The organism is Emcibacter nanhaiensis, from assembly GCF_006385175.1.
Taxonomy (GTDB): domain Bacteria; phylum Pseudomonadota; class Alphaproteobacteria; order Sphingomonadales; family Emcibacteraceae; genus Emcibacter; species Emcibacter nanhaiensis.
The window spans coordinates 113,142-139,756 of sequence record NZ_VFIY01000008.1; the positions used below are offsets into that span (position 1 = coordinate 113,142).

26 protein-coding genes and 1 pseudogene are annotated in these 26,615 nt (G+C 54.5%); 16 read left to right on the plus strand and 11 right to left on the minus strand.

The window, feature by feature from the left end:
- The first annotated feature begins 128 nt into the window (after positions 1-128).
- Positions 129-1,100, plus strand: coding sequence for a helix-turn-helix domain-containing protein (locus tag FIV46_RS09170; protein ID WP_139940623.1), 972 nt, complete (start codon positions 129-131; stop codon positions 1,098-1,100).
- A gap of 169 nt (positions 1,101-1,269) precedes the next feature.
- Here FIV46_RS09170 and FIV46_RS18345 read toward each other — a convergent pair whose 3' ends face one another.
- Together FIV46_RS18345 and FIV46_RS09175 are read right to left on the minus strand one after the other, a co-directional pair.
- Entirely contained in the window at positions 1,270-1,398 is a 129-nt protein-coding gene (locus tag FIV46_RS18345; protein WP_281280513.1) for a cupin domain-containing protein, read from the minus strand.
- Positions 1,395-1,652: a PNPOx family protein gene (locus tag FIV46_RS09175; protein WP_139940624.1), complete on the minus strand. Its 258-nt coding sequence runs from the start codon at positions 1,650-1,652 to the stop codon at positions 1,395-1,397. The genes FIV46_RS18345 and FIV46_RS09175 overlap by 4 nt, the downstream gene beginning before the upstream one ends.
- Before the next feature lie 55 nt (positions 1,653-1,707).
- Here FIV46_RS09175 and FIV46_RS09180 point away from each other — a divergent pair, with 55 nt between their 5' ends.
- The gene (locus FIV46_RS09180) at positions 1,708-1,989 is read left to right on the plus strand and encodes a helix-turn-helix transcriptional regulator (protein ID WP_139940625.1); all 282 of its coding nucleotides are present in this window, start codon (positions 1,708-1,710) and stop codon (positions 1,987-1,989) included.
- Between the two features lie 203 nt (positions 1,990-2,192).
- Here the strand turns inward: FIV46_RS09180 and FIV46_RS09185 are convergent, their stop codons facing one another.
- Positions 2,193-3,644 (minus strand): HAMP domain-containing sensor histidine kinase, encoded by a 1,452-nt coding sequence (locus FIV46_RS09185; protein ID WP_181163148.1) that lies wholly within the window; start codon positions 3,642-3,644, stop codon positions 2,193-2,195.
- A 55-nt stretch (positions 3,645-3,699) separates the two neighbouring features.
- A complete protein-coding gene (locus FIV46_RS09190; protein ID WP_139940627.1) occupies positions 3,700-4,434 on the minus strand; it encodes a response regulator in 735 nt (244 codons plus the stop codon).
- A 137-nt stretch (positions 4,435-4,571) separates the two neighbouring features.
- On the opposite strand from FIV46_RS09190, the gene FIV46_RS09195 reads away from it, so the two are divergent.
- The 10 genes and pseudogenes from FIV46_RS09195 to FIV46_RS18450 all read left to right on the plus strand — a co-directional run.
- On the plus strand, positions 4,572-5,489 hold the full coding sequence (locus FIV46_RS09195) for a dioxygenase family protein (RefSeq protein WP_219846049.1): 918 nt from the start codon (positions 4,572-4,574) through the stop codon (positions 5,487-5,489).
- Entirely contained in the window at positions 5,455-5,763 is a 309-nt protein-coding gene (locus FIV46_RS09200; protein ID WP_342780419.1) for a TrbC/VirB2 family protein, read from the plus strand. The genes FIV46_RS09195 and FIV46_RS09200 overlap by 35 nt, the downstream gene beginning before the upstream one ends.
- Positions 5,763-6,038: a VirB3 family type IV secretion system protein gene (locus FIV46_RS09205; protein WP_219846052.1), complete on the plus strand. Its 276-nt coding sequence runs from the start codon at positions 5,763-5,765 to the stop codon at positions 6,036-6,038. The genes FIV46_RS09200 and FIV46_RS09205 overlap by 1 nt, the downstream gene beginning before the upstream one ends.
- A gap of 15 nt (positions 6,039-6,053) precedes the next feature.
- On the plus strand, positions 6,054-8,468 hold the full coding sequence (locus tag FIV46_RS09210; RefSeq protein ID WP_379956169.1) for a VirB4 family type IV secretion/conjugal transfer ATPase: 2,415 nt from the start codon (positions 6,054-6,056) through the stop codon (positions 8,466-8,468).
- Entirely contained in the window at positions 8,465-9,709 is a 1,245-nt protein-coding gene (locus FIV46_RS09215; RefSeq protein ID WP_139940631.1) for a TrbL/VirB6 family protein, read from the plus strand. The genes FIV46_RS09210 and FIV46_RS09215 overlap by 4 nt, the downstream gene beginning before the upstream one ends.
- On the plus strand, positions 9,706-10,581 hold the full coding sequence (virB9, locus tag FIV46_RS09220; RefSeq protein WP_139940632.1) for a P-type conjugative transfer protein VirB9: 876 nt from the start codon (positions 9,706-9,708) through the stop codon (positions 10,579-10,581). Before FIV46_RS09215 ends, virB9 begins: the two co-directional genes overlap by 4 nt.
- Entirely contained in the window at positions 10,578-11,663 is a 1,086-nt protein-coding gene (locus tag FIV46_RS09225; RefSeq protein ID WP_139940633.1) for a TrbI/VirB10 family protein, read from the plus strand. Before virB9 ends, FIV46_RS09225 begins: the two co-directional genes overlap by 4 nt.
- Positions 11,660-12,640, plus strand: coding sequence for a P-type DNA transfer ATPase VirB11 (virB11, locus tag FIV46_RS09230; RefSeq protein ID WP_139940634.1), 981 nt, complete (start codon positions 11,660-11,662; stop codon positions 12,638-12,640). Before FIV46_RS09225 ends, virB11 begins: the two co-directional genes overlap by 4 nt.
- A gap of 468 nt (positions 12,641-13,108) precedes the next feature.
- The gene (locus FIV46_RS09235) at positions 13,109-13,366 is read left to right on the plus strand and encodes a type II toxin-antitoxin system Phd/YefM family antitoxin (RefSeq protein WP_139940635.1); all 258 of its coding nucleotides are present in this window, start codon (positions 13,109-13,111) and stop codon (positions 13,364-13,366) included.
- A gap of 65 nt (positions 13,367-13,431) precedes the next feature.
- Positions 13,432-13,590, plus strand: a pseudogene (locus FIV46_RS18450) (Fic family protein); the annotation flags it as partial.
- Between the two features lie 90 nt (positions 13,591-13,680).
- On the opposite strand, the gene FIV46_RS09245 reads toward FIV46_RS18450, so the two are convergent.
- The 7 genes from FIV46_RS09245 to FIV46_RS09275 all read right to left on the minus strand — a co-directional run bounded on the left by FIV46_RS09245 (position 13,681) and on the right by FIV46_RS09275 (position 22,439).
- The gene (locus FIV46_RS09245) at positions 13,681-14,733 is read right to left on the minus strand and encodes a Fic family protein (RefSeq protein WP_139940636.1); all 1,053 of its coding nucleotides are present in this window, start codon (positions 14,731-14,733) and stop codon (positions 13,681-13,683) included.
- Between the two features lie 838 nt (positions 14,734-15,571).
- Entirely contained in the window at positions 15,572-15,979 is a 408-nt protein-coding gene (locus FIV46_RS09250; protein WP_139940637.1) for a RidA family protein, read from the minus strand.
- 17 nt (positions 15,980-15,996) lie between these two features.
- Positions 15,997-16,536, minus strand: coding sequence for a VOC family protein (locus FIV46_RS09255; RefSeq protein ID WP_139940638.1), 540 nt, complete (start codon positions 16,534-16,536; stop codon positions 15,997-15,999).
- A gap of 23 nt (positions 16,537-16,559) precedes the next feature.
- Positions 16,560-17,918 carry a sodium-dependent transporter gene (locus FIV46_RS09260; RefSeq protein WP_139940639.1) on the minus strand — a complete coding sequence of 453 codons (1,359 nt, stop codon included), beginning with the start codon at positions 17,916-17,918 and terminating at the stop codon, positions 16,560-16,562.
- A 62-nt stretch (positions 17,919-17,980) separates the two neighbouring features.
- Positions 17,981-18,982, minus strand: a complete 1,002-nt coding sequence (locus tag FIV46_RS09265) for an MBL fold metallo-hydrolase (RefSeq protein WP_181163149.1) — start codon at positions 18,980-18,982, stop codon at positions 17,981-17,983.
- A 192-nt stretch (positions 18,983-19,174) separates the two neighbouring features.
- Positions 19,175-21,421, minus strand: coding sequence for a TonB-dependent receptor (locus FIV46_RS09270; RefSeq protein ID WP_181163150.1), 2,247 nt, complete (start codon positions 21,419-21,421; stop codon positions 19,175-19,177).
- 112 nt (positions 21,422-21,533) lie between these two features.
- The gene (locus FIV46_RS09275) at positions 21,534-22,439 is read right to left on the minus strand and encodes a LysR family transcriptional regulator (protein ID WP_139940642.1); all 906 of its coding nucleotides are present in this window, start codon (positions 22,437-22,439) and stop codon (positions 21,534-21,536) included.
- 134 nt (positions 22,440-22,573) lie between these two features.
- On the opposite strand from FIV46_RS09275, the gene FIV46_RS09280 reads away from it, so the two are divergent.
- Genes FIV46_RS09280 through FIV46_RS09295 form a run of 4 tightly spaced genes read left to right on the plus strand, consistent with a single transcriptional unit; the run spans position 22,574 to position 26,463 of the window.
- Positions 22,574-23,491, plus strand: coding sequence for a dihydrodipicolinate synthase family protein (locus FIV46_RS09280; protein WP_139940643.1), 918 nt, complete (start codon positions 22,574-22,576; stop codon positions 23,489-23,491).
- Positions 23,492-23,530: 39 nt separating this feature from the next.
- Entirely contained in the window at positions 23,531-24,730 is a 1,200-nt protein-coding gene (locus tag FIV46_RS09285; RefSeq protein WP_139940644.1) for an NAD(P)/FAD-dependent oxidoreductase, read from the plus strand.
- A gap of 3 nt (positions 24,731-24,733) precedes the next feature.
- Positions 24,734-25,039 (plus strand): (2Fe-2S)-binding protein, encoded by a 306-nt coding sequence (locus tag FIV46_RS09290; RefSeq protein ID WP_139940645.1) that lies wholly within the window; start codon positions 24,734-24,736, stop codon positions 25,037-25,039.
- Positions 25,036-26,463, plus strand: coding sequence for an FAD-dependent oxidoreductase (locus FIV46_RS09295; RefSeq protein ID WP_139940646.1), 1,428 nt, complete (start codon positions 25,036-25,038; stop codon positions 26,461-26,463). Before FIV46_RS09290 ends, FIV46_RS09295 begins: the two co-directional genes overlap by 4 nt.
- Positions 26,464-26,615: the final 152 nt, after the last annotated feature.

Below are 26,615 nucleotides of genomic sequence, written 5' to 3' on the forward strand. Positions count from 1 at the left end.
GAGAAATTATCTTGGTCAAGAGAGAACTATTTGTAGTTTTTTTGCAGAAATTAGCGGTTTCCTTGCATTTTTCTAGATTCCAAGGGATACTTTAGAAAAATATAACAGTTTGATCAGGGAAGTTTCATATGACTGCAGTTGTGTACAGTACCTCAGGTGAACAGGACCTTCGTTTCTGGTCTACTCAACCCGGCACCAATGCGGACTATTTTGATGAATGGTCAGAAATGCTTCGAGCCTCCCATCTTCCTTGGACTATTGAAAAGAAGAGCAAACCGGATTTCAATGCTAACCTCAGTGTTAGATCATTCTGCGGTTATAAACTTGTTCAATGCGCCTGTGACCACCTTACCGGTTTCCGCAGGGCAAGCGAAATTGCCAATACCAATGAAGCCTACTTCAGCATCCTGTTGCTACGTAAAGGCCGGGAATTTATCACTGCAGGACAAAATGACCTGCACTTGCAGGAAAATGATATCCTGCTGTGGGACAGCACACAAAATATGTCGTTCGAGGTGCCGGAAAGATTGGAAAAAACAACCCTGATCATTCCGGAAACCGCTCTGACAAGTGTGTTCCCACAAGCGCATGATTATGCTGGTACAGTCATTTCCGGATCCAGCGGCATGGGCGCCCTTCTCGGTCGCCACATCATGTCACTTCACGGGGAAATGTGGAGTCTGGGCGAAAATCATCTGACTTCGCTGATGCGGCCAACCCTGCAGATCCTGGCCACCGCACTAACTGGCGAAACGGAAGTGCTGCAGAGTACCAACCGTCGCATGACCCTAGCTCGTATCAAAAATTATATTGTCATGAACCTTAAGGATTTTGACCTTTCCCCATCCCGTATTGCTTCTGAAATGGGGATCAGCACCCGGTATCTGCATATTCTCTTTCGCGAAGAAGGCAGCACGGTTAGTGCCTGGATCAAGAAATGCCGGCTGCACAAATGCCGGGAAGATCTGGCTATTGCCAAAACGACGGGCCTTTCAATAACGGAAATAGCTTACAAATGGGGCTTCAACGACCTCAGCCACTTCAGCAAGAGCTTCAAGGAAGAATTTGGGTTGTCCCCACGTGCATTTCAGAAACACTGAATAAAAAAGCCGGGGAAAAATCCCCGGCAGGTAGGGGGATACCCCATAAGCGAAGTCATTATACAGTAAATTTTACGGGTGCCTGATTGCCCGAAGTAACTTCTGACAGAAGCGCACCATCCGGCACCTTGCTCGGATTACCGTCCTCATCCGTAAAAATCAGCGGGCCTTAACCGATGAACAGCATCTCCGTATCCCCGTCCACACTTGTATGGGTATGTAGAGCACCGAGCGCCTCATAACCCCAGTCACCAGCCTCGGCGGTACCGTTGACATCTTTCATGCGGCCCTTGGTCATGAGTAGATCCCCGGTATGACAAACAGGAGGGCCACATTGGGGTTCGCAAGGATATTCTGCAGGCTGAAAATGAGCTTGTTCCCCGGCCGTTCAGGCAGATAGAGGAACTTATCATCCTCGGTGTGGTTAAATCCCAGGTCGGCACCGCGAGGGAAGACATCGGGAAATCCGTCCGCCGTGAACACAGATAAGGGAGATAGTCCGATAAAGCGCCTACCCACATCATCCAGGGAAGAAATGATCTTTTTGGTCACAAGTGGTGCGCTTCCCGAGACTGTTGCGCAATTCTTCAACTGTTGTACCGGGTGAATGGCTATCCATCAGATTTCCTTTTTTGTGGTATGGGTTGGGAAGGAAGTATTTGTTCGATTTGTTTTGCAACGGCAAAGCGCCGCTACTAACGACCTCGCCAATCGTCTGCACCTGTATATCGGTCAGAATTTCCGGGTCGATAATATTACGCCGTCCTTCGCGGCGAATGCTCTCGGCTGTTCTCTCTGGAATATTCACAAGATCTGCCAGAACATGGGCACCACCTTCGGTAAGTTGTTGCTGGAAGCTCGGCTGTCAGCAGCCTTCAACATTGGGTGAGCCAGATATCTATTTCGGTCAGGGTGTTTTAGAGAATTTGAGTAAGTTTTGGAAAATGGTGTGGCCGAGAGGTACCGGAACTCATTTATAATTCAATAAGATAAGAGAAAAATTACTCATCTTATGCGCATTTTCGGTAAAGAGAACATCTCTGAAACGGAATGTAATTTGGCCTGAATTGGCCATATACTAGCTAAATAATATCACCCCTGGTCAATGAACACTGGAAGCCTGACGATCGCAACAATGCCGCCGTTTTTCCCGTTATGTAACTCCACGCTGCCGTTGTGAGCCAGCACAATACTTTTGACCACCGTAAGACCGAGGCCAAAACCGCCGGTCTTACGATTGCGGGAACGATCTGTCCGGTAAAATGGTTCAAAAACCCGTTCCAGGTCTTCCTCATCAAGACCCGGGCCGTCATCCTCGATTTCGATAACAGCGAAATCTTCTTCTTTTTCCATACGGCATCGGGCCCGATGACCAAATTTGACCGCATTGCTCAACAGGTTCCCGAACAGGCGCCGAAGCGCCAGCGGATCACCGGAAATGACAACGGGCGCTTCCGCCGTCAGTTGCACATCGTGGCCCATATCGGAAAAATCATTGGTCACACTTTCCAACAGGGATCTCAGCTCAAGCTTCTCGCGTTCACTCGCCCCGCCGGCTTCGCGCACAAGCGTCAAGGTCGCCACAATCATTTCTTCCATTTCGGCAATATCCGCCGCCGCCTTCTCCCTGATATCCTCCGGTGCGGCATCCAGCCGGTAGGTGAGCCGGGTGAGCGGCGTTCTCAGGTCGTGAGCAATGGCGCCAACCATATCCGTCCGCTCCCGCACGTAAGCCTGCAAACTGTCCCTCATCTGATTCAGCGCGTGTGCTACTGTTCCGAGTTCGGCTGGCCCGTCGACTTCAGAGATCGTTGCTTCCGGATCAATCCCCATCTGTTCCGCTGCGCGCGCAAACTTCAGGATCGGCCGTGTCAACGTTCGGGCGAAGAAGTGAGCCAGCGGCACCATGACCAGAACCCCGCCCAGGAGCCAGAGCAGCGTTTCCTTAACGTAAGGAGACAACAGCGGTGGAGAGGGAGAGCGAAGGACCAGCCAGCGCCCCTCGTCCTGCCTGACCGCCAAAAAGAACGGCCCCTCGGCCACCATCCCCTGCAAATCCCGAAACATATCCTGGCTTGGCGCCAGTCCGAAAGGATCCGACCGGCCGTCGCCCGGCATCTGGTAGGGATCAAGTGTGTCCGGCCAGGGTAACAAATCACTAAAACCCAGCTCATTTTCTGATTTGTCCTCGCCCGGTGGCGGACCTGGTGGGCCGTCGCCCCGTTGCCCCCATCTCTCCGGCGCGCCATCTTCCTGGGGATTATCCGATCTTCCGGACCGCAAAATAACCTGATCCCGGCTCAGGCCCAGATGATCGGCGAGCACCTCTGCGAGTGTGCTGTCCCGCCAGTCCAGTTTATCGGGCCGGGAAACCTCAGCTTGCTCCTGATATCTGAAGGGTGTGATATCCTCACTATTGACCGCCTTGTTATACAACACCAGAAGTTCTGAAGCGCTGTAGATTTCCGGCGGATCAGGTACATGCAGGATGGCGCGAACGCCATTGACGGCAAAGGCAAAAAGAAGGCAAATAACCAGTAGCACGAACACCCGCGTGAAAAGACTGGGTGACCAGTTCAGGACGCGAACTGCATTTTTCCTATCGTCGGGAAACTTTGGGGACAAACATATATCCTTCATTGCGGATGGTGCGGATCAGGTCCTCCCCCTCATCCGCTCCCAGCTTCCGCCGCAGGCGGCTGACCTGCACATCAATCGATCGATCAAAAACATCCGCATCGGGGCCTTTGACATATTCCAGAAGCTGATCCCGCGACAGAACCCGCTGCGGACGTTCCGACATGATACGCAACAGGGAAAATTCTCCGTCGGACAGATTTACCACGACCCCCTGTGGATTTTTCAGTTCATGACGGCCGAGATTGAGCTGCCAACCTGCAAACTGAATGATTTTGTTGTGACTGTCGATCTGCTCGCCGGGGTCTTTGCGCCGACGCAGCACTGCACGCACCCGGGCAAGAAGTTCCCTCGGATTGCCTGGTTTGGCCAGATAGTCATCCGCGCCAATTTCCAGGCCGATGATCCGGTCCGTGTCATCTCCGATGGCGCTCAGGATTATAATCGGCGGGCCGCCTGCCGCCGTTAGTCTGCGGCAAATACTCAGCCCGTCTTCGCCAGGCATCATGATGTCGAGCACGATCAGGTCCACAGCATCCGTTTCCAGGATACTGTCCAGTTCCTCCCCCGATTTGGCCTTGAGAACCGTAAATCCGTGCCGACCAAGGAAATCGGCAATCAGCTCGCGGATTCCCGGATCGTCATCAACGACCGCAATTCGGGCACCATAATACATATCACTATTGTCACAGTTCATTCGCGAATATTACGCCCAAAATATAACCGCTATATCTCAGCACAGCAAGACGACTGAAATATATTGAAATCTGTCAGAAATAAATTGCTGCCATCATGAGTCTGTGGGTGGAGGACAGCTTGAGGAGTTCTTCACGGATGGAGCATAAAAAGCCCACTATAGAAAATCATGATCGCGGCCTGTTTTTCGATTTGCAAACCATGGCGCCTAACATTCTTGCCCGGCGCAAAATGCTCGGTCTGCTCGGTAGTGCCGGTGCAGCGGCATTGATCGCCGGCTGTAATGGCGGATCATCAGGAAGCTCGACCGCCACCACCACAACATCAAGTTCCACGACAAGCGACAGCAGTTCCGACGACAGCTCCAGCAGTAGTGGAGATACGACTTCAAGCTGCGTCGCCGATCCAGAAGAAACCAATGGCCCCTACCCGGGAGACGGAAGCAACTCGGTAAATGGGTCCACTGTAAACGTGCTGACAGATAGCGGAATTATCAGAAGTGACATCACTTCCAGTTTCGGCAGCTATAGCGGCACCGCAGACGGTGTGCCGGTTGTCCTTAATATTCAACTGGTTGACGTGAACAACGGCTGCACCGCGCTCGACGGTTATGTCATCTATCTCTGGCACTGTAACGCCGAAGGAAAATATTCTCTTTATTCATCAGGCGTCCAGAACGTCAATTACCTGCGCGGTGTCCAGGAAGCGGACTCCGATGGAAATGTCTCTTTCACCACAATTTTCCCAGGCTGTTATGACGGTCGCTGGCCACATATGCATTTCGAGATCTTTTCCAGCCTGGCTGAAGCGACACAATATGGCAACCGGGTGCTGTGTTCCCAATTCGCCATGCCGTCAGACGCCGCTTCCACCCTGTACAGCAATGTGTCCGAATATTCCGACAGCGTCTCAAATTTCAACCGCATCTCCATTTCTTCCGACAATGTGTTCGGCGACAACAGCTCCGCCGAGATTACAGCCATGACCCCGACAGTGGACAGTGGCAACTATGTGGACGGATATGAGATGTCGATCGTTGTCGGCATATCCGCCTAAACAGAAGGAGGTAGAAATGATTTCCGATCCCGACGGTTCCGGTCCCATCCTGTCTGCCCTGCTGTGGCTCCAGGGCACTCTATTGGGGAATGTCGCTACGGCGGTCGCCGTAATTGCCATTGCCATGGTCGGCTTCATGATGCTGACCGGGCGCATGAACTGGCGTTTCGGCGCCACTGTAATCATCGGCTGCTTTATTCTGTTCGGCTCAGCCGCCATTGTGTCCGGCATCCGCTCTGCCGCTGGTCTTGGCGCACAGGAAAGTGCGCAATGATGAAACAGACGCCCGTCTTCCGCGCCCTGACCCAGCCACAAATGTTTGCGGGCGTCACTTACAGCTATTTTATCATAAATACTGTTGTCACAACCGAGGCCTTCCTGCTGACGCATTCCTTCTGGGCATTGGCCGTCAGTCTTCTGATCCATGCCGTCGGCTACCTGGCCTGTCTCAGGGAACCACGGCTGTTCGACATCTGGCTGACAAAGGTGCGCCGATGTCCACGGGTAAAGAACTGGAAGCGCTGGGGCTGTAACAGCTACGCCCCTTAGACAGCAATAATACGGATTGAAGAATTGAAAGGCTTTTCCAAGTGGATAGATAAAGAGCAGCATGCCGGGGAACGACTCCCCTATGCCCGACTTCTGAATGACAGTACCATCCTGCTGCGGAACGGCAGCCTGATGCAATGTCTTCATGTGGCCGGCTATCCCTTTGAAACCGCTGACGAACAAAGCCTGGAACAACGCAAGTCAGTCCGGGAGATGATCTTGCGCGCCGGGGCGGATTCCCATCTTGTCATTTATCATCACCTGATCCGACGCCGGATCCGGGCGGTCGTCGGCGGTCGATTCGAGGATCCGGTCTGTGACTATGTCAACAATCGCTGGCAGAATGCACTCGACAGCCGGGACATGTTTGTCAATGAACTTTATATCACCATCCTCCACCGCCCCCGGGAAGGTAAAATCGGACTGATCGACCGGATCACCCGGCAGCGCCAGAACCGGGAGGAACGCCGTCTGGCGGACCTGAAACGACTTGAGGCGGCAACGGCCTCCCTTCTTTCGGGACTGGAAAGTTTCCACCCCCGTCTGCTGGAAAGCTATGACACACCGACTGGTCTCTTTTCCGAGCCACTTGAATTGCTAGCCGCCTTGTATAACGGAGATATGCGTCCTGTCCTGATCCCGGAACAGCTGACTGACAAGAAGGATCTTGGAGACTATCTTCCTGTGAAAAGGATCAGCTTTGGTCTGGACACAATTGAACGATGCGGCGCCTCTTCCGCCGACCGGTCTTTTTCCGCACTTTTCGGCTTCAAGGAATATCCGCCTTATACAAGCCCGGGCCTCCTGGACAGCTTGCTTCGTCTTCCTCATGAGATCATCCTGAGCGAAAGTTTCAGTCATGTGGACCGTCAGATTGCCCTGGAACGTATCTCCCTCGCATTGCGGCGTCTGAAGGCGTCCGATGACGATGGATACAGCTTGCGCAGCAGCCTTGCCGAAGCCAAAGACGCCGCTTCCGCCGGGAAGACCGGTTTTGGTGAACATCATTTATCGGTGCTGGTCAATGCCCCCAGCCTGCCGGCCCTGGACCAGGCGGCCGCGGATGTTGCATCGGTTCTGGCCGATACCGGCTCCATCGCTGTGCGGGAAGACCTCAACCTGGAAGCGGGCTTCTGGGGCCAATTTCCCGGTAATCGGGACTATGTCACCCGCAAGTCACTGGTTTCCGTTTCCAATTTTGCCGACCTGGCTTCCCTGCATTGCGTCCCCACCGGTCAGCCGGAAGGCCACCACTGGGGTGATGCCGTCACCATTTTCGAGACCTCGGCCTCAACGCCCCGCTTCTTTTCCCTCCATAAAGGCGACCTCGGACATTTTTCCGTCATCGGCCCGACCGGGTCCGGCAAGACTGTCGTCTTGAATTTTCTGCTGGCCCAGGCCCAGAAGTTCAAGCCCCGTACAGTCTTTTTCGACAAGGACCGCGGCGCGGAAATCTTTCTTCGGGCCATCGGCGGTAATTATGCCAGCCTGAGTCCGGGCAGGCCGACGGGCTTTAATCCTCTTCAGATTGCCGATACGCCTGCCGGACGGGCTTTTCTCCAGGCTTTCATCACTTGCCTGGTTGCAGATCCCGCCGGCAAACTCACCACAGAAGAAGAGGCCCGCCTCGGCGCCGCCCTCGATGCCAATTTCGAGCAACCGCCCGCCTATCGCCGCCTGCGTTATTTCCAGGAACTCCTCGGCGGCAGCCAGGCTCCCACCGATGATGACATGATCGCCCGCCTTGCCCCCTGGCACAGCGAGGGGGAGTATGCCTGGGTGTTTGATAACGCGACGGACAGCCTGGATTTCACCCGGCAGGTGACCGCCTTCGACATGACCGAACTGCTGGACGAAGCCACCCTGTGCACCCCGGCGATGATGTATATGTTCTACCGGCTCAATGAAACGCTGGACGGCACGCCAACCATGATCATGATCGATGAAGGCTGGAAACTGCTCGACAATCCCTTTTTCAGCGCCAGGTTGCGGGACTGGATGAAAACCTTCCGCAAGCGCAACGCCATTGTCGGCTTCGGCACCCAGAGTGCCCGGGATGCCCTCGAGAGCAGCTTGTCGCGCACCATCACCGAACAGGTCGCCACCCAGATTTTCATGCCCAATGCCCGTGCCCTGGAAAGCGATTATTGCGCAGGCTTCGGCCTCGGCCGTCACGAATATGACCTCATCCGCGCCCTGCCCCCGGAAAGCCATGCCTTTCTGGTGAAACAGGGAAATGAAAGTTCCATTGTCCGGCTCAATCTTGCAGGCTTGCCGGACCTGCTTCGTCTTTTCTCGGGCAATGAGGCCAGCTTGCGGCAGCTTGACAGATTGAGGGTAGATGTCGGCGACGCTCCGGAAAACTGGTGGCCGGAACTGATCGGCACCCCCTGGCCCGGCGATAATCTCTGGACGGAGGTGGCGGAATGACAGCAACCTGCCCCGCCTTTTCCGGCGATGTCACCTCCCGCCTTGACCTGCTTCTGGCCACGCTGGATTGTCATATCCGGGTCGGCGTAGACGGCGCCTATGGCAGATTGTTCGGCGCCGGCTCCGCCTTCCAGCCGGTCCTGACCGCCTGCCTGACCCTTTTCCTGGCCTTTTTCGCCTTCCGGCTTCTCAGCGGGCGCAGCAGGATAAGCCTTTCCGGGCTGTTGCCCCGGATTATCCTGCTGGGGGTCATCCTGACCCTGATCACCTCCTGGTCGGCATACCACACCCTGTTTTACCGGGTTCTGACCGACGGCCCTGACGAGCTTGTCTCCCTTCTTCTGGGAAAAGGGGAAAACGCGATCACTTTCAGCACCCTGCTGCAACAGTCTTTCGACCGCATGCTGTCTGTTGCCGCATCCCTTGGCAATGAATCCGTTTCCCCCTATACCGGAAACCTGCTGTCCACCGGCACCCTTCTCTGGATCGATGCCCTTGTTCTGATGCTGACGACACTCGGGGCACTGATTATTGCCAAGCTCGCCCTCGGTCTGCTGCTGGCGCTGGGGCCCCTGTTTATCCTGCTGGCTTTGTTTGCCGGCACCCGCGGCCTGTTCACGGGATGGCTGAAGCTGTCCTTTGTCTTTGCCCTGATGCCGCTGGTGGTAACCCTGCTCGGCCGTATGATGCTGGAGGCGATCTCGCCCCTGATGAGCTCGCTGAACACCATGGGCATGTTCTCTGTCACCGGCACCGTCTCGCCGGTCATCCTGTTGACGATCGCGACTTTCATTTATGTCATCCTGCTCTATGTCGTCCTGCGGAGCGCCCATAGCCTGACTTCGGCATGGCATTTCCCCTTCTCATCCAAGGACAGGCAGGAAACGCCTGCAGGGACTGCAGCGGATGTGCCTTTCTCTCCCAGCGCCGCAACCAGGCCGGAGCCAGGAAATGTACAATCAGCTTCTCACCAAGTCGCCGCCCCTGCCGCTGCGTCACGCGGCATTGACACCCTGATCGCCGGACTGTCGGCAAACCTTCCAGCACCGGTTACGGAAATCAGTTCCCGAACCGTAGACCAACCTGCCCCGGCGCTGGGTAATTTGTCCGCCTCTGCCGCAGTTGCACCAGGACTGCTCCGTTCCACGATTTCCGGTCGGGCAAGTGACAGGGCGCAACAGACAAGAACCAGCGCGCCTAGGGCGACCCGGAAAACATCCCCTCGGATAAGCAGAAAATGAAACAAAAGAAAATCTTCATATACTTGCTCTGGTTTCTGCAGTCCCTTATGGGGATCGCCCATCCAGCTCTTGCTGCCGAAGAACCGGCACCGGGTCTGCTTGACGCCAGGTTGCGTACCCTCATTTATAATCCGCTCCAAGTCTATCGCCTGAGAGCCTATGACGGCTATCAGATTATGCTGGAGTTCGGTCTGGACGAAAAAATCCAGAATGTGGCGCTGGGCGATTCCATGAGCTGGCAGATCACCCCCAACAAAGCCGGAAACCTGATGTTTCTGAAACCGGTCGTTTTACCCGGCACCACCAATATGGCGGTGATTACCGACAAGCGTCGCTATCATTTCGAACTGGTGGCAGTTGAGGGACAGCCGACTTCTGCGCAAGACCTGATCTTCAACGTTCGGTTCAACTATCCCGCTCCTCTGAAGGAGGAAACCGAAGTAGAAGCTGTCGATTCTGAGAAATCAAATGTCGAAACGCCTGCACCGGTATCCTCCCAACAGGATCCGGTAGCGGCCCTGCTTGCAGAAAACCGCTCTCTTAACCTCAATTATCGATACAAAGGAGATGACACGCTGTTGCCGGACCGCATTTTCGATGACGGCATTTCCACCTATCTGCACTGGCCGCGTGAACAAACCCTGCCCGCCATTTTCCTTGTGGACGGCCGCAAGAAGGAAAGCGTGATCAATTTCGCCGTTCAGGGAGACTATGTGGTGCTCGACCGGATCGCTCCGGTTTTTGTCCTGCGCAACGGCCGCGACGAAACCTATATCTACAATCGTCCCCTGTATGGGAAAAAGAAAGGGCATGAAATTCCCCAGACTCCGCTTCCCGCTCAAGCTGCCTCAACATCGGGAGACAACCTGTGAAGCATGATCAAAATCCCCTGCCGCCGAGTGATGAAAATTCACCGGAAGATTTTGAAAGTGGCGTGATCAACGCCATGCCGCAGATCGGCCGGGGCGGCACTTCCTCCGACAGGCTGGTCATGATCGTTGCTGTTGTCGGCGCCTTGTTCCTCGGCCTCTACACCTTTTCCCTGATGGACCGGAACCGTCAGGAAAAAGCACTCCCTGTTGTGGCGAAGGAGACAATTGAACCGGCTGATGTTCCATTGCCGAAGCTGGACGAAACGACTGAACCTGAACCCGTTCCCGAGCCAGTGAATAAACAAGTCGCGCCGCCGCCCAAACGCAATATGGACCGCGCCCGGGCACCAACCCTGGTCTATGACATCAGTGGCGGCAGTGTTCATCAGGTCAGTGCACAACCTGCCGCGAAGGGTCCCGGTCCCAGTCCTGCCGGCGGGGAGAAAATGACCGCGGAGGAACAATTCGCCCTGCGTCTGTCGAGCCAGAACCATAAAGTGGTCAGGGCGAGCCGGACCGCCGCCCGGCTGGATAGCCTGGTCCCGCAGGGCACCATCATCAAGGGTGTGCTAGAGACGGCCATAAATTCAGACCTGCCCGGCTATGTCCGCGCCATGGTCAGCGAAGAAGTGCGCGGCTTTGACGGCAGCCGTGTGCTGATCCCCAGGGGGTCCCGCCTGATCGGCCAGTATCGCAGTGGTCTCGCCGTCGGCCAGACCCGGGCCTTCATCCTCTGGACACGATTGCTGACGCCGGACGGGATTTCTATTAACCTGGGATCGCCCGCCGCAGACGGCACCGGCCAATCCGGTCTCGGCGGAGATGTAAATACCCATTTCTTCAAACGGTTCGGCTCCGCCATCCTGATGTCCATCGTCGGCGGGTTCAGCGCCGCATTGGGCGGTGATGATGCCGATGTCGTGGTGGGTGTAAGCCAGAATGCCCAGAGCGCCGCGTCCATTGCCCTGCAGCAGAATATCCAGATCCCGCCGACCATCACCATTGACCAGGGGGAATCCATCCGGGTGATTACCGCCCGGGATGTGGATTTCTCCGCCATTGATGCAGAAGGTGCGCCATGACCTCCCGCCATTCGGAGATCGTGGAGATCACGCCGGGCTCCACCAGCGGCGGCTTCTACCTGCAGCGGTTTCTCGCTCCTTTTCAACCCTGGCTGAAACGGCGCGATATCAGCGAAATCCTGGTCAATCGCCCGGAAGAGATCTGGATCGAAGTGCGCGGCAAGCCGCAAATGGAGCGCCTCAAAGTTCCAGAGGTGACCACCCCCCTGCTCGCGCGGCTGGCTGGGCAGATTGCCCGCTACAGCCGCCAAGGGGTGAATAATGCCTCCCCTCTCCTGTCCGCCATCCTGCCCGACGGTTCCCGCGTCCAGATGGTTGCGCCGGCCGCAACTCGTGGGCATTGGGGGCTCGCCATCCGGCGCCATACGGCGACCGACCTGACCCTGGATGCTTACCGTCACCGCCCGTCAGAAAATCCCGAGATGATATCCCTATCGGAGGATTCCCCCATGGACCTTCTGATCCAGGCCGTTCACCAGCGCAAAACCGTATTGATTTCCGGCGGCACCTCTTCCGGCAAGACCACTTTTCTAAATGCCCTGCTCAAGGAAGTTCCGGCCAGCGAACGGATTATCGCTGTAGAAGACACACCGGAAATTTTCCTCGGCCATGAAAACGCCCTTGGGCTGGTGGCGGTGCACGGCCCGGCCGGGGAGGACCGCGTCAGCCTTGACGACCTGCTGAAAGCTTCCCTGCGCCTGCGTCCCGATCGAATAATCGTCGGAGAAGTCCGCGGTCCCGAAGCGGTAACTTTTCTCAGGGCGGTCAATACGGGTCACCCCGGCTCGCTCACCACCATTCACGCCAATTCCCCCCAGGGAGCGCTGGAACAAATGGCCATGATGGTAATGCAGGCCCAACTCGGGCTCGGCTGGGACGAAACGCTACGCTATATTTCTTCACTGGTGGATGTGGTAGTGCAACTGGGCCGCTCCGGCGGCCAACGCTATATTTCGGAAATAATTCTGACCCGATAGAAATCCAGCCGGACAATGCCCCCTACGAGAAAGGAGTAAAACAGAAAATGATCACTGCCCAAACGACTGGAAAAGGGCAAATACAAAAGGAGTAATGCAGGAAGCTATATTTACTTCCCGATACTGAATTTCAGAAAATCTCAGGAAGATTTGGGAATTTCTGAGAATATTGGTGCGGCCCAACAGCACCGACAAACCCATTTTCCTCAGTATATTAAAATAAAAAAGTGCGCGTTTTTTGCGCACTTTTTGAAAACCTATGTATAGCTCTCCAAGTTACCCTTGCATCGCTTCAACTAAAGTTCATGTTACTTACGGAAAAATAAATAATGAAAAACGGCATTTTCGTTATTTATTGAACTTCTTCATTGGGACTCATATCACACGCATCTCATAATATTACACAAAATATGGAACTGCACATATTACGTAATTTGAGTATAGTAGAGAAATGTAAGGAGAACTACTATGACAACGACAGTAACCGCTTCTGAGTTCCAGAAAAACTTTGGGCAGTATAAAGAACTGGCCCAACGAGAAGCCGTGAGTGTGACAAATAACGGCCGCGAAAGCGTCGTGTTGCTCTCTGCTGCCGAGTATAAAGAATTCCTGAAATTCAAACAATCACGCTATGCTTACAACGGCGAAGTCACGGACACTTTCAAAAGTGATGTTGATGCTTTCATGGGAGAGTACAGTGTTGTACTGGATGGCCTGGCCAAGTGACACCCTCCCCAGAACTGAGATAGATCAGCAAAGCGCAAGCGCTTTACACCCATGAACAGTCCATATTGCGACATGGTGGTAGTGCCGGAATACGTGAAGAAGGTTTACTGGAATCCGCCCTTGCTCGCGCTGAACGCTTTTATGCCTATGGTGAGAATGATCTATATATACTGGCGGCAACTTATGCAGAAGGTGTTGCCCGCAATCACGCTTTTGTTGACGGTAACAAGCGTACGGCCTATTTCGTTGCCGATCTGTTCCTGCACCTGAATGGGCAAACCTTGCAGATTATACCTTGTGTTGGCACTTTCTTTCTAAGTCCTGCTATACCAAGTTCCCTTGCCCGTACCATGCTGTGCAAGATGATTGGCAGCCACAAGATCACGCAGATGCTTTTTGGCAGTATTTCTATTCGCTCCGATAAGAGTGACAACCTCCCCGATGGTGATCCGGCCTCTTTCTTTAACCAGTTCCAGGATTTCAAGTGAGAGTTCCGGCAATGTGCCGATCATGATGCGCTCACTTTCGATTTTCTTTTCCAGCCGCCGTTTATGTTGTTGTAGGGAGTGCAAAAAAAATGTGACCCAGGTGTTCCATTCTGGGTCATCGGTCCGAATTGTCCCCTGCGTTCTTCTCAACGCTAAGTAATAGGAATCCTTGCTTTGCTCAATGACGCTCTCAAGCGAGCTATAGGGCACATAGATATATCCTGCCCGCAACAACAGCAATGTAGTCAGGATGCGCGAGAGCCTACCATTCCCATCCGAGAAGGGATGGATTTCCAGGAACACTACAATGAAAATCGTAACAATCAGCAAGGGATGCAGATGCTTTTCTTCAAAAGCATCATTTGTCCAGGCGATCAATTCCTGCATCAGATGCGGTGTATCGAAAGGAGAAGCGGTTTCAAATATGACCCCCACCTCCTTCCCCTCAGCATCAAACGCACTGACATGGTTGGGATGGGTTTTATACTCACCCCGATGACGTTCAACCTTAGAGCTAAAGGCCAAAAGATCACGGTGGAATTGCTTGATATGGTTTTCTGTCAGGTCGATATGCTCGAAATTAGAAAAGACCGTTTCCATCACCTTTGCGTAACCCACCACTTCCTGTTCGTCGCGTGTATCAAAAGTTTTGATATCCAGATTGGAAAGCAGGCGTTCCACATCCCGATCCGAAAGCGTGCTACCTTCAATACGCGTGGAAGAGCCAACGCTTTCGATAGTGGCGACCCGACGCAGTGCCGACAGACGCTCAGGCGCCAGGGTCCCCAGCGCTTTCCATGCACCTTTGAATTCATCTATCTCAGCAATGAGGGAGAGAATTTCAGGAGTGATCTTCAGTGTGTCGATTTTAAAACTCATTACCCGCAAATATACCCATAAATACCCATAAAGGCAATGCTTATGCCAAATTACTCACAAATATACCCATAAATATCCAAAAAAAACGCTCTTTCTATGAACTAAGCGCATAGCAACTTCGAAAAGTCACCAAGTTCGAGAGTAATTCATTTTAACAGTACTGTGGTATCGAGCTTTGGAGCTGTTTTGCAGGCGGCCTCTTGCTCTATGGATGGGCGCTATTGTTAAAATAACTGGTATTATTTCTTCAAGTGGCCCCCTGCCCCGCCAACATTTTCTAGAACGGATTCGACGCCATCGATTAGTGTCATTGGTTGGTCATAACTTTATACGTACCACCAACTGGATGTACATCAATTACAATATTGTGTTCCCAGCACGTGTAGTATTTAACTGATTTAAATCACTGTTTTTTCTACGGTTTTTTGGTGTTTTCGTCTATTTCAGAGCCTTTCTCGCTAGTTTTGCACCCAAGCCTTTTGATGTTAATCACGTCTCAATAAGGTTCAAATCCCGGGTAGGATTACAACTGAACCCATACTCTGACTTTCTTAGCCTTGTCGCCTAGCAGTTTAAGTCACTATCAACCTAGCGCCATATAGACGTCAGGTTAACCGAAAGATTAAATTTAGGACTTGATCTTATTTCAAAGCGTATTCTGCCTTGGAAGCAGTTTCGACGAACATCCTCCCAACACTACCAGCTTTAAACCATCGCTACGCTATGAATACCTATATAATTCATGGAAGTATAGTCATTATGGAGAAATCTCAAACAAGAATGCGTCAGTTGTGCAGACGCTCCAGTTCAGGCCATTGTCCATCAATTCAAATGCAAATTAACCATCGGTCATGGCCGTAACTTCTACCTCGAGCAGAAAACCCGGCATGGCTAGGGCGGCGACGCCCAGTACTGTGTTGGCGGCAGGCAGGTTGTTGCCATAAAAGGCGGCAATTGCCGGTCCGATCGCTTCCAGCTTGTCCGGGCTGTAATCCACCACATAGGTGCGCATACGCACCACATTGGCGGCGGTTGCCCCAGATGCAGCCAGCACTTCGGTCAGGTTTTTAAAGACCTGTTCACATTGTGCGGCGAGATCCCCTTCCCCAACCAGGCTATAGTCCTTGTCCCAGGCCACCTGGCCCGCGCAATGAATGGTCTTGGTCGCCGTACTGGCGGCGGCATGGGAAAAGCCATATTGCACGGTTTCATACATGCTGTCGGGATTGATGATTTCTCTGCTCATGTCTCGTCCTTTGTTGATCAATCGTTGGCGGCGGTGCCGTAGGGGGTGATGCCGGTCTCCGCCATAAAGCCCTGCCGGTCATATTCCATCAGTTCCATGTAATTTCCGAAGGGGTCGCGCAGATATTGCGCCCGGGCGCCGACCGTGGGGCCCTCCTCCATGACGATGGGACCGGCCATGGCGGCGCAACCATTTTCTTCCAGATACTCTACCGCCTTTTCGATATTTTCCACCTTGAAGGCCAGGTGATGGCCGCCAATATCGCAGTTCCGCGGCGGCGTCGATTTCTGATCCTCGCCCCGCTCATATTCAAACAGCTCAATCATCAGGTTGGAGGCCAGCTTCAGCATGCAGAGCGACAGGCGCGCGTCCTTCACATCAACATGGGCCTCGGTCCAGTCGCGGCTGTCCTCCATTTCCGGAATTTCTTCCGCATCAAACGGTCCCATGCGATAGGCAACCTCGGCCCCGAATATCTTGCAGTAAAAATCAACCGCCTTGTCCAGGTCGGCAACGGTGATGGAGACATGATCCACATGACAATATCCGGGTAGCATATTATTCTCCTGTAGAATTCAGGTTAAATCAGGTTGAGCAGGAACACGGCGCCGATGATCAGCGGCACCAGATAGCGGATCAGGAACAGCCAGATCCGGAACAGGGTACTATCCCTGACCTGCATCTCATCGAGCAGGCTGGCCTTGCCCAGGCCCCAGCCGGCCAGCACCGCCACACAGATTCCGCCAAGTGGCATCAGGATATTGGACACCAGATAATCGAGCAGGCCGAAAATGGTCTTGTCGGCGAACAGGCTGATAAAGCCCAGCGGGTGGAAATCGGCCCAGATGTTGTTGGAAAAGACCGTCAGCAGGCCCAGCGCCCAGAGGATAACGGCAGCCAGTACCGTCAGTTTGGCACGGCTGAAGGACGTCAGGTCCTCGAGACAAGCGACCACCGTTTCCAGCAAGGTGATGGCAGAGGTCAGGGCGGCAATGGCCAGCAGCAGGAAAAACAGCGGCCCGACAATTGTACCGCCCGGCATCTGGCCGAAGGCCACCGGCAGGGTGGCGAAGATCAGGCCCGGTCCCTCCGCCGGCGACAGACCATGGGCGAAAACAATCGGGAAAATAGCCAGCCCCGCCAGCATCGCTACACCACCATCGGCAGCGGCCACGATGATGGCGGACCTGACCAGAGGTGTCTCTTTGTCCATATATGACGCGATGGTCATCAGGACACCAACACCTACACCAAGGGAGAAAAAGGCCTGACCAAACGCCATCAGGATGATGGTCGGGGTCAGAGTGGAAAAATCCGGGGCGAACAGGAAGCTGAGCGCCTGTCCCATATTGCCATAGAGCGTGGCATAAACCAGCAGGATCGCCAGAATGATAAACAGCCCGGGCGTCATCCAACCGAGCATGCGCTCGAGCCCACCCTTGATGCCGAAGGCTACGGTAAAGGCAGTGAGCGCAATAAAGACCGCCTGGAAACTCATCATCCGCACCGGGTCGGCCAGCATTTCGGCCAGCTTTCCTGCAGCTTGGCCGGCGTCACTGACCTGCCCGTCGGGCAGCAGCGAAGTGATAAAATAATCGACGGTCCAGCCAGCCACTACGGAATAGAAACTGAGCGCGATGAAAACCGCGGTCACCGCCAGCCAGCCGTACCAGCGCCATTTGGGCGAGGTCTGTTCGGTTTCCGCCAGCACTTCCATGCTGCGCACCACTCCCTGGCCGCCGCGCCGGCCGATCACGAATTCGGCAATCAGGGCCGGCAGGGCAATACAGGCCAGAGCAATGACATAGACCAGGATAAAGGCGCCGCCCCCGTTTTCCCCAGCCACATAGGTGAATTTCCAGATGTTGGAAATTCCCACGGCACTGCCGACCGCCGCGGCCAGGAAATAAAGTTTGGAAGTCCATTTACGCTGTTGCATTTACCCATTTTCCATAAATTTTGACATCTTCCGACGACACAAACGAAGACCGAAGCAAAGGCCTATTTTGCATCTTCCCCAGCCTGATCCACCGGCTCCCCACCGACCCTGAACACCATGGTGTCTTCAGCCAGAACCACCGGCCCTTCGTAATTTTTGTGGATTGCGGTAATATATTTCGCCCATATATCCAGACCGGCTTCGCCCGTGTAAAGAGAAGTCATTTCCCGTGCCTTGGGAACACTGCCATAGGGGGGCAGATGATAGGGTACCACCTTCTTCACCTGCGCCAGATTGGCGATCTTGCCCAGTTCCGTCGGCGTTGTATGATGAGTTTGAGGACGCTTTTTTGAAGGCTTCTGAAACGCCTCCGCCGTCATCTTTCCCCCCTTTACCATCCCGGGATCAGGCTTTTGGCATTCATGGATCAGGAGATCCGCATGATCTGCCAATTTGATCACATCATCGGAATATCCGGTATCCCCGGTAATAACAACAGAGCCATAAGGTGTATCCACCCTGTAAGCCAGACTTTTCGAAATGTCATCCGGATAATGCGGAGTACGCACCGCAGTGATCTTGATTTTCGGCGTATCCAGAATAACTCCGGAATCCACGTCTTTTACCACATAGGGCGGCTCGGCCAGAGGTTTTCGCTTGAGCCGTTCAGGCCAGTTTTTCACAATGAATTTGGTAAATTCAATGTTGCTCTTGTTCATGATATAGGCGCCTTGGGTCAAGTCCTCGATGCCTTCAGGACCGTAGACATAGACAGGCTCCTGCCGGCCGGCAATCCAGTTGGCAATCAGGTAATAGCCATAACTTGCAATATGATCGAAATGATGGTGTGTCAGGAAGATATAATCGATATCCATCGGATTGATGCCGGACAACATCATATTTTCCATCACACCGCGACCAAAATCAAACTGCAGGACTGTACCGTCCACAACGACTGCAGCACTGGCCCCTGCCCGTTTCGGGTCGGGCAGTGCCGAACCGGAACCAGTGATAACCACATACATTCCTTTGTCCAGGGAATAGCTCTGAAGTGCGTCAGACATCGCGCCCTCCACACTCATCCCGGCATTTGCATCCCCCCCTGCGGCTGTCAGGTAAAGCGCAACAAGCAGAAATACATGCGATATTTTTTTCAGAACTTCAAATCCGATCAACACACCACTTATCATTTTCGCTTTCCTTTCACTTGGACAGGCTAAAAGGGCAACCAGTCTGAACCGGTTGCCCTGAAAATCTTAGAAGTTTTTCTGCAGGCTAAACGCAACAGTGCGTGGTCTGTTCGGCACATAGGCCAGAGGCGTAAAGGCAGTATTCTGGAAAACAGAAATTGTTGACGTGTCATTGAAGACATTGTTCACCGCCAGATTTACAGACCAGGTTTCACCTTCCAGCCCCACAGAAAGATTGGCGCGATCATAAGCAGGCAAATCGGCATAAATCGTATCCGTTGGCCGCAAGGCTGTAGTCTGGGAACCGGTATAGATATAGTCTGCACCAACCCGGGCCATCAGTCCGTCTGCACCCACAGGCCACTCGTAACTCACACTTGCGGTAAGGGACACATCAGGAGCATATGTCAACTCGTCGCCATCGAGGCCGGTTGCAGGAATAGGGTTATCTTTGGTCAGGCTTGCGTCCATAACATTACCGGTAAGACTGATATCAAAACCTTCGAAGGGACGACCGATTACTTCCAGTTCAAGCCCTTTGATCTGGGCGCCGCCGCCATTCCCCCGATACGGGAACTGTACGTTGCCGTCTGAAGCCTGGCTCTGAAGCTGAATGTCGGACCAGTCGATGACAAAAGCCGCCGCATTTACAATAAGCCGCCGGTTATACCATTCACTTTTTACGCCGACTTCATAGTTCACCAGAGAGTCAGAGCCATACTGGCTGGGAATATCAACATTGGCGATCTGAGCCGCGGTAGTGTCGTTGGTACCGCCTGAACGGAAGCCCTGGGAAACCTGTGCATAGACCATCAGGTTGTCGTTTGGCTTATAGGACAGATTTGCTTTGCCAATGAATCCGTTGTCTGCACTTTCAAGGGTTGGCCCAGCCCCGCTGCCCGGATTTGCCCGGAAACCGACATCCACTCGGGAATTTTCCGCGATCTGGAAATCATAGTAACGTCCCCCCAAAGTCAGGGAAAGCTGGTCGGTTACATCGACACTGACTTCGCCAAACAGAGCGAACTCCTCGATTTCAGTTGAAACGCTACGATCCAGATAATCGACGGGGTTGTCCGCAATGTCCAGGGTTTCATCGGTAGACAATACTGCACTACGGAAATCACGCTCTTCTTTCTGATAGAATACACCAGCAAGAATCTGGAACCTGCTGTCCCATTTGGAATTAAACCTGGCTTCAATGCTATCAACCGTCCGCTGCTTGGGCTGCGTAATAATTGTCGCTTCCGTCAGAGGGTCCAGACGAGGTTCGGGACCGACACTTGCCAGTACAGCAGAAGCATCGCGGTTAAACACCGTATCGCGGTCTGCCCGCGATGCGGTTACGACAAAGTCGCCGAATTCCGCTGCATATTCCGCCTTGATATTGTAGAAACGCATTTCATCCTGGAATTTTGGACGGGCAACATCAGCCTGGTTAAACTGACCGACCGGGAACGTATTCCCGAAAAGATCTTCGGTATTGTAATAGTTTCTGCCATCGGCATCAGTGTCCTGAGCCATAAACATCAGGTCAAATGACAACCTGTCGGTAGCTTCAAGTCTAAGGGCTACCCTCGCGGCATAGGTTTCTTCCCTATTTACACCTTCTGCACCAGTATAAGGTGCGTCAATATAGCCTGGTTCATCGAGATATAAACCGGACACGCGAACGCCAAATTTTTCGTTCATCAGCGGCGCATTGGCCATAAATTCAAGCTGCGTCCCCAGTTCAGCTCCCTTTGTGCTGCGGAATGTAGCTGATGCCTTGGCTGCATAATCAGTCAAATCCGGTTTTGCAGTAATATAGCGGATCGTACCGGCAAGCGAGCTTGACCCGAAGGTGCTGCCCTGCGGGCCTTTCAGCACTTCAATCCGGTCAATATCAAACATTTTTACATCCGGTTGACGGCCACCACCATCCTGGGCGTTTTCGCCTGTGATAATTATTTCGTCCAGATAGATACCGACGGTTCCGGCACCAACGGAGTTGACGCCGCGAATGATATAGCGCTTGTCACCCGGCCCGGAATCGAAGACGTTCAGCCCTGGAAAAAAGGCAAAATAGTCATTAAAAGAAACAGCCGCCCTTTTTTCGAGACTGTCGCTTGTCACCGCCTGCACAGCAAATGGTACATCCTGCAGTGATTGTGCCCCGCGCTTGGTGGCCGTCACGACAATCTCTTCAAAAGCAGGGGCTTCTTCCTGCGCGGAAACTATTGTCGCGGGAATAAGGGCGACGGGAACCAGTGTGCCGGCGTAAAGGGCGGCTTTGAATTTTTTAAGTCCGGTGCTGAAACGTGTATGCGTCATGGCATCCTCCATACTGTTATTTGACCAACAGATGGTGGAGCCGGGCCCACATTGTTTCAATAACAATCAATAACGTACTTAGTTGCGTTTTATGCAACACCTTCTCCCATGTTCAGGCCAGTTCATTGTTAAAATAGGACTGGAGATATTTCAGGAACTCCCGCGCTGCCACCGGCAGAAGACGCCCCAGACGGGTGACAATTTCCGCAGAAGTGCCGGACAGGCTGCTGCTGTCGAGCGGTATCGAGACCAGTTGACTGGTTTTCAATTCCCGCAATATGGCGATATCCGGCAACACCGTGGCGCCCGTCTCCGTCATCGCCAGGTTTTTCATGATCAGCAGGGAGTTGGATGTCAGCGCCGGAGCCAGGTTGACCTTCTCCCTTAGCGCCGCCTGGTCGAGCACCTCCCGAATGCGGAAATTCTTGGCCGGCAGGGCGCAATTGCACTCACTCAGTTCCTTCAGGGAAATGGCTTTCTTGTGGGCCAGCCTGTTATCCGGCGACATCACCGCCTTGAGCGGTTGCCGGTAAGCGCTCTGCACGGAAATCTTCGGCGACGGCGGACAATCAAACACCATGCCGATATGGGCCTCGTCCTCCTCCACCATGGACAAGACCTGCTTGGTGCCCGAGACCTGCACATCGAGCTGGATCTCCGGATAACGCTCCATATAGGCCTGAATGGCGTCGGACAACAGGTCACTGACATAGCCCTCGCCCATCGAGATGGTCACCGTTCCCCGCCTGAGACCGCGCAGGTCATTAAGGTGGGAATCCAGCGCCTCCTTGCGGGTCAGGTCTTCCCGGTAATAGTTCACCACCATTTCCCCGGCCTGGGTCAGTTTGGCGGTGCCCCGGCCGCGCTCCAGCACCTCAACCCCCAGTTCATCCTCAAGGGTGGCAATCTGACGACTGACCGAGGACGGCGCCACATTCATTTTATCGCTCGCCGCCCGCATGGAGCCGCATTGTGCCACTTCATAGAGATAGCGAAGCCGGGAAAGACTGAGGTGCATGTTGAACCTCCCATTGTGTTATTTGCGTAAAATGCAACAATTTCCTGTAATCATTGTAATTGGAGAACTTATCGCCCGCCAGTAAAAGTCATCCCCTACTCAAAAAACGCAATTAGAGACGGAGAGGACCCGAAATGGACAGGAATGATATTGACTGGCAGGGGTTTATACCGGCTATCACCACGGCCTTTGACAAGCAGAATGAGTTCTCTCCCGCCATGCAGGGGGAGTTGCTGGAATGGATGCTGCAGGAAGGCATGCACGGCATCATCGTCGCCGGCACTACCGGCGAATGGTTTTCCATGAGTTTCGAGGAAAAAAGCCGGCTCTATAAAGTCACCGGCGAGGTCCTGTCCGGCAAAATATCCATTCTCGCCGGCTGCAACGCCTTTACCGCGAAAGAGTCCGTCGCTCTGGCCCAAGTTGCCGGACAGCATGGTTTTGACGGCATCCTGGTCACCCCGCCACCCTATATAAAACCCTGTGCGCGGGAGGTTTATACCTTTTACGCGGATATCAGTGCCGGAAGCCCGTTGCCAATCTGCGTCTATAACTGGCCGCCGGGGACCGGCCTCGACCTGGAGCTGGAGCTGCTGGAGCGTATCTGTGACCTGGACAAGGTGGTGGCGCTGAAAAACTCGACCGGCAGTCCGGAAAAATTCCTGCGCGACGCCACGGCGCTCAAGGACAAGGTGCGAATCTATGGCGCCCCGATGAACGAACAGGGCATCAAGCTGATTGAGGACGGTCTGTCCCAGGGCCTGATGGGCAGCGGCGCGGTGCTCGGCCGCAACCAGCCCGCCTTCTTTGATGAACTGTGGGCCGGAAATCACGAAAAAGCGCTGGACTATGGTGCCATGGACCGCCGGGTCATGCTGGACTGGTTCGATATTCACTATATGGCCAAATTCGGCTCTGCCCAGGCGATCATGAAAACCGCGCTGAACCTGCAGGGCCTGCCCGGCGGCCTGCCGCGACGGCCGGTGCTTCCCCTCGAAGACAAGGAAGTGGCGGTTATCCGCAAGACCCTGACCGACCTTGGCATATTATAAAACTTTATCACTTGCGAAAATCCGGTATAGACTTAACCCATGGCAACATATGATGTTCTGATAGTCGGCGGCGGGCTTGTGGGATGTGCCAGTGCATGGCACCTGGCCCGCACCGGCGCTTCTGTTCTGCTGTCAGAAAAGGGCGAGCTCAACCGGCTGGCCTCGGGCCAGAATGCCGGCTCCCTTCATTTCCAGCTCGAACACCGCCTGATCGAACATGGCGACGCCATGGCGGAACAATTCGCCCAAATCATCCCGCTCAGCAAACTGGCGGCAGATCTCTGGGGAAACCTGGAACAGGACCTCGGCGAGGATCTTGAGGTCGTGATGAAGGGCGGCATCATGGCGGCCCTCACTGAAGAGGAAGTTATCCTTCTCGAGAAGAAATTCCAGATGGAGAACAAGCATGGGATGGAGACACAACTCCTGTCCCCATCCGAGGCCCGCAACATCGCCCCCTACCTGACCGATAAAATCCTCGCCGCCGCCTATTTCCCGCGCGAAGGCCATGCCAATCCGCGACTGGTCACCCCGGCCTTTGCCCGGGCTGCCGGCCACGAAGGCGCCCACATAAGAACCAACGGTGAAGTCATTTCCATTGCCCGTGAACACGGCCACTGGACAGTCCGGCTGAAAAATAACTCTGACGGATCGATCGAAGACATTACAGCAGACACGGTCCTCAATGCGGCCGGGGCCTGGGCCGGGCGTAATGCACAGATGGCCAACATCCACCTGCCGGTTTTTCCAGTGCCGCTGATGATGAATGTGACGGAACGAACCGATCCCCTGATGCCTCATCTGCTGCAACGGGCTGGCGCTCGGCTGTCCATGAAACAAGTCGGCGCCGGCAACCTGCTGATCGGCGGCGGTTGGTCGTCCCGTTTCCGCTATCACGATGGTCGTCCTGATCCGACCCAGCGACCGGAACTGATCCAGGAAAATGTCATTCAGAACCTGGCGCTGGCCGCCGAACTGGTGCCGGAAGTGTCCACTCTGCATCTGCTGCGTTGCTGGACCGGTGTCGTCGGCATAACTGCAGATCAGTTGCCGCTGCTGGGCGAAGTGCCCGGTTTCCCTGGCTATTATGTCGCCACCGGCGGCTCCGGCTTTACCCTCGGCCCGGTTTATGCGCGGCTGATGGCGGAACTGATCACCAGCGGACGAACGGACTATGACATCTCGCTCTACAGCCCGGCCCGCTTTGATCATATCAACAGCTTCATGACGGGACGGTAAGCGATGGCAAAACGCGTGATAAAAGATATCGATCGCTCCCGTGAGATCACCCTCACCCTGAACGGCGCGCCGGTGACCGCCTATAGAGGCGAAACCCTGGCTACCGTCATCATGCTCAGCGGCGATCCCGCCTGTAGAAGTGACCGCGACGGCCAACCCCGCGCCCCCTTCTGCAACATGGGGGTCTGTTATGACTGCCTGGTTGAAATCGGCCCTGTCGGCCAGGCCCGCAAAGTCCGTGCCTGCATGACGCCGGTCCGGGAGGGGCTGGAAGTCCGGACCCTGGTCAAGAAGGGGGACGGCTCATGACGCAACAGATTTACGATGTCGCCATTATCGGCGCCGGCCCGGCCGGGCTTGCCGCCGCTTCCGAACTGGTGGCCCGCGAGGCCAAGATTGTCCTGCTCGATGAACAGGCCCGGCCCGGCGGCCAGATTACCCGCCAGCCGCCAAAAGGCTTCACCGTCAAAAATTGGCTCAGGGGAAACCTCTATAAAGATCTGAAAAAAATGCTCCGGGACATGGAAGATCATCCCGGCATTAACTGGAGATTTTCCGTCACCGTAAGCGGTGTCGGTAAAACCGACGAAGACTTGTTCGAAGTCTGGTATCAGGATGAGCAAGGCCTGCACTCCCTTACGGCAAGAAGAATGCTGGTCGCCACCGGCTGCTATGAGCGGCCGCTGGTCTTTCCGGGCGCCACGGTGCCCGGCGTCATGGGCACGGGGGCGATCCAGACCCTGCTCAAAAGCCAGCAGCTACTGGCCGGGAACCGTTTTGTTTTTACCGGCGCCCATCCACTGCAGATGATTGTCGCCGAACAGGTTCTGGCTACTGGCGGCAAAGTGGAGGCCGTGCTGTTCGCCCAGCCCTTTTCCCGCTTCACGGAATTATTTAAACACCTCTCTGTCCCCCTGACACACTGGAATGTCCTGCTCGCCGCCGGGCGGGCGTTTCTGCGCCTGAAAAGAGCCGGCGTGCCGGTCCTGTTCGGCCGGGCCGTCACCCGGGTTGAGGGACAGGGCGTCATTGACAGGATCGAAGTCGCCCCGGTGTCCGCGCAAGGGGAGATCATCGAAGGCCCGCACGACTATTTCGAGGCCGATCGCCTTGGCCTGTGCTATGGCTTCCAGGTCTCGTCCGAACTGGCGCGTCAGGTCGGCGCGGAAAGCTATTGGTCAGGGCATCGCGGCGGCTGGTTGATCCACCATGACGGTTTTGGCCAAAGCAGCCTGCCCGGCCTGTTTGTCGCCGGGGAAGTCACCGGCATGGCCGGAGCCGACGCCGGGATGGCGGAAGGTCATATTGCGGGACTTGGGCTACTCCGGTCGCTGGACCTGCTCGACGAAAGGTCGTCCGTCCGGCTGGTAGTACCGTTCAGGAAGCAGCTTCGACGTCACCTGCGATTTGCCAGATACCTCAGTGACTTTTCCCGCCTGCCGCCGAAACTGGCCACCAGCCTGCGCACGGACGACAGCCTGCTGTGCCGTTGTGAGAACATCAAGTGCAGCGATCTCAAGACTATACTGCGAGGCAATCCCCGATTGGGACGGTCAGGCAGCATCAAGCTGCAGAGCCGGATCGGCATGGGCCTGTGCCAGGGACGGCTGTGCTATGCCAACTTTGCCGACCTGGTGTCAGATCAAACAGGCAAATCCCCCGAGGATATCGGCCCCTTCCAGGCCCAGTGGCCCGCAAAGCCCCTGCTGATCAGCGATATCATAAAAAAATGAAGCTTTCCTCAGTTCTCCACCAAGATGAACTGCTTCTGGATTTCCAGATGCAAATTCAGGTAAGAATAGTGGGTTTTTAGTTGGTTGCGAGTGACTTGAACCTATATACGTAAGATATTGATTTTATTGGATATTTATATTTTGGCCAAGAT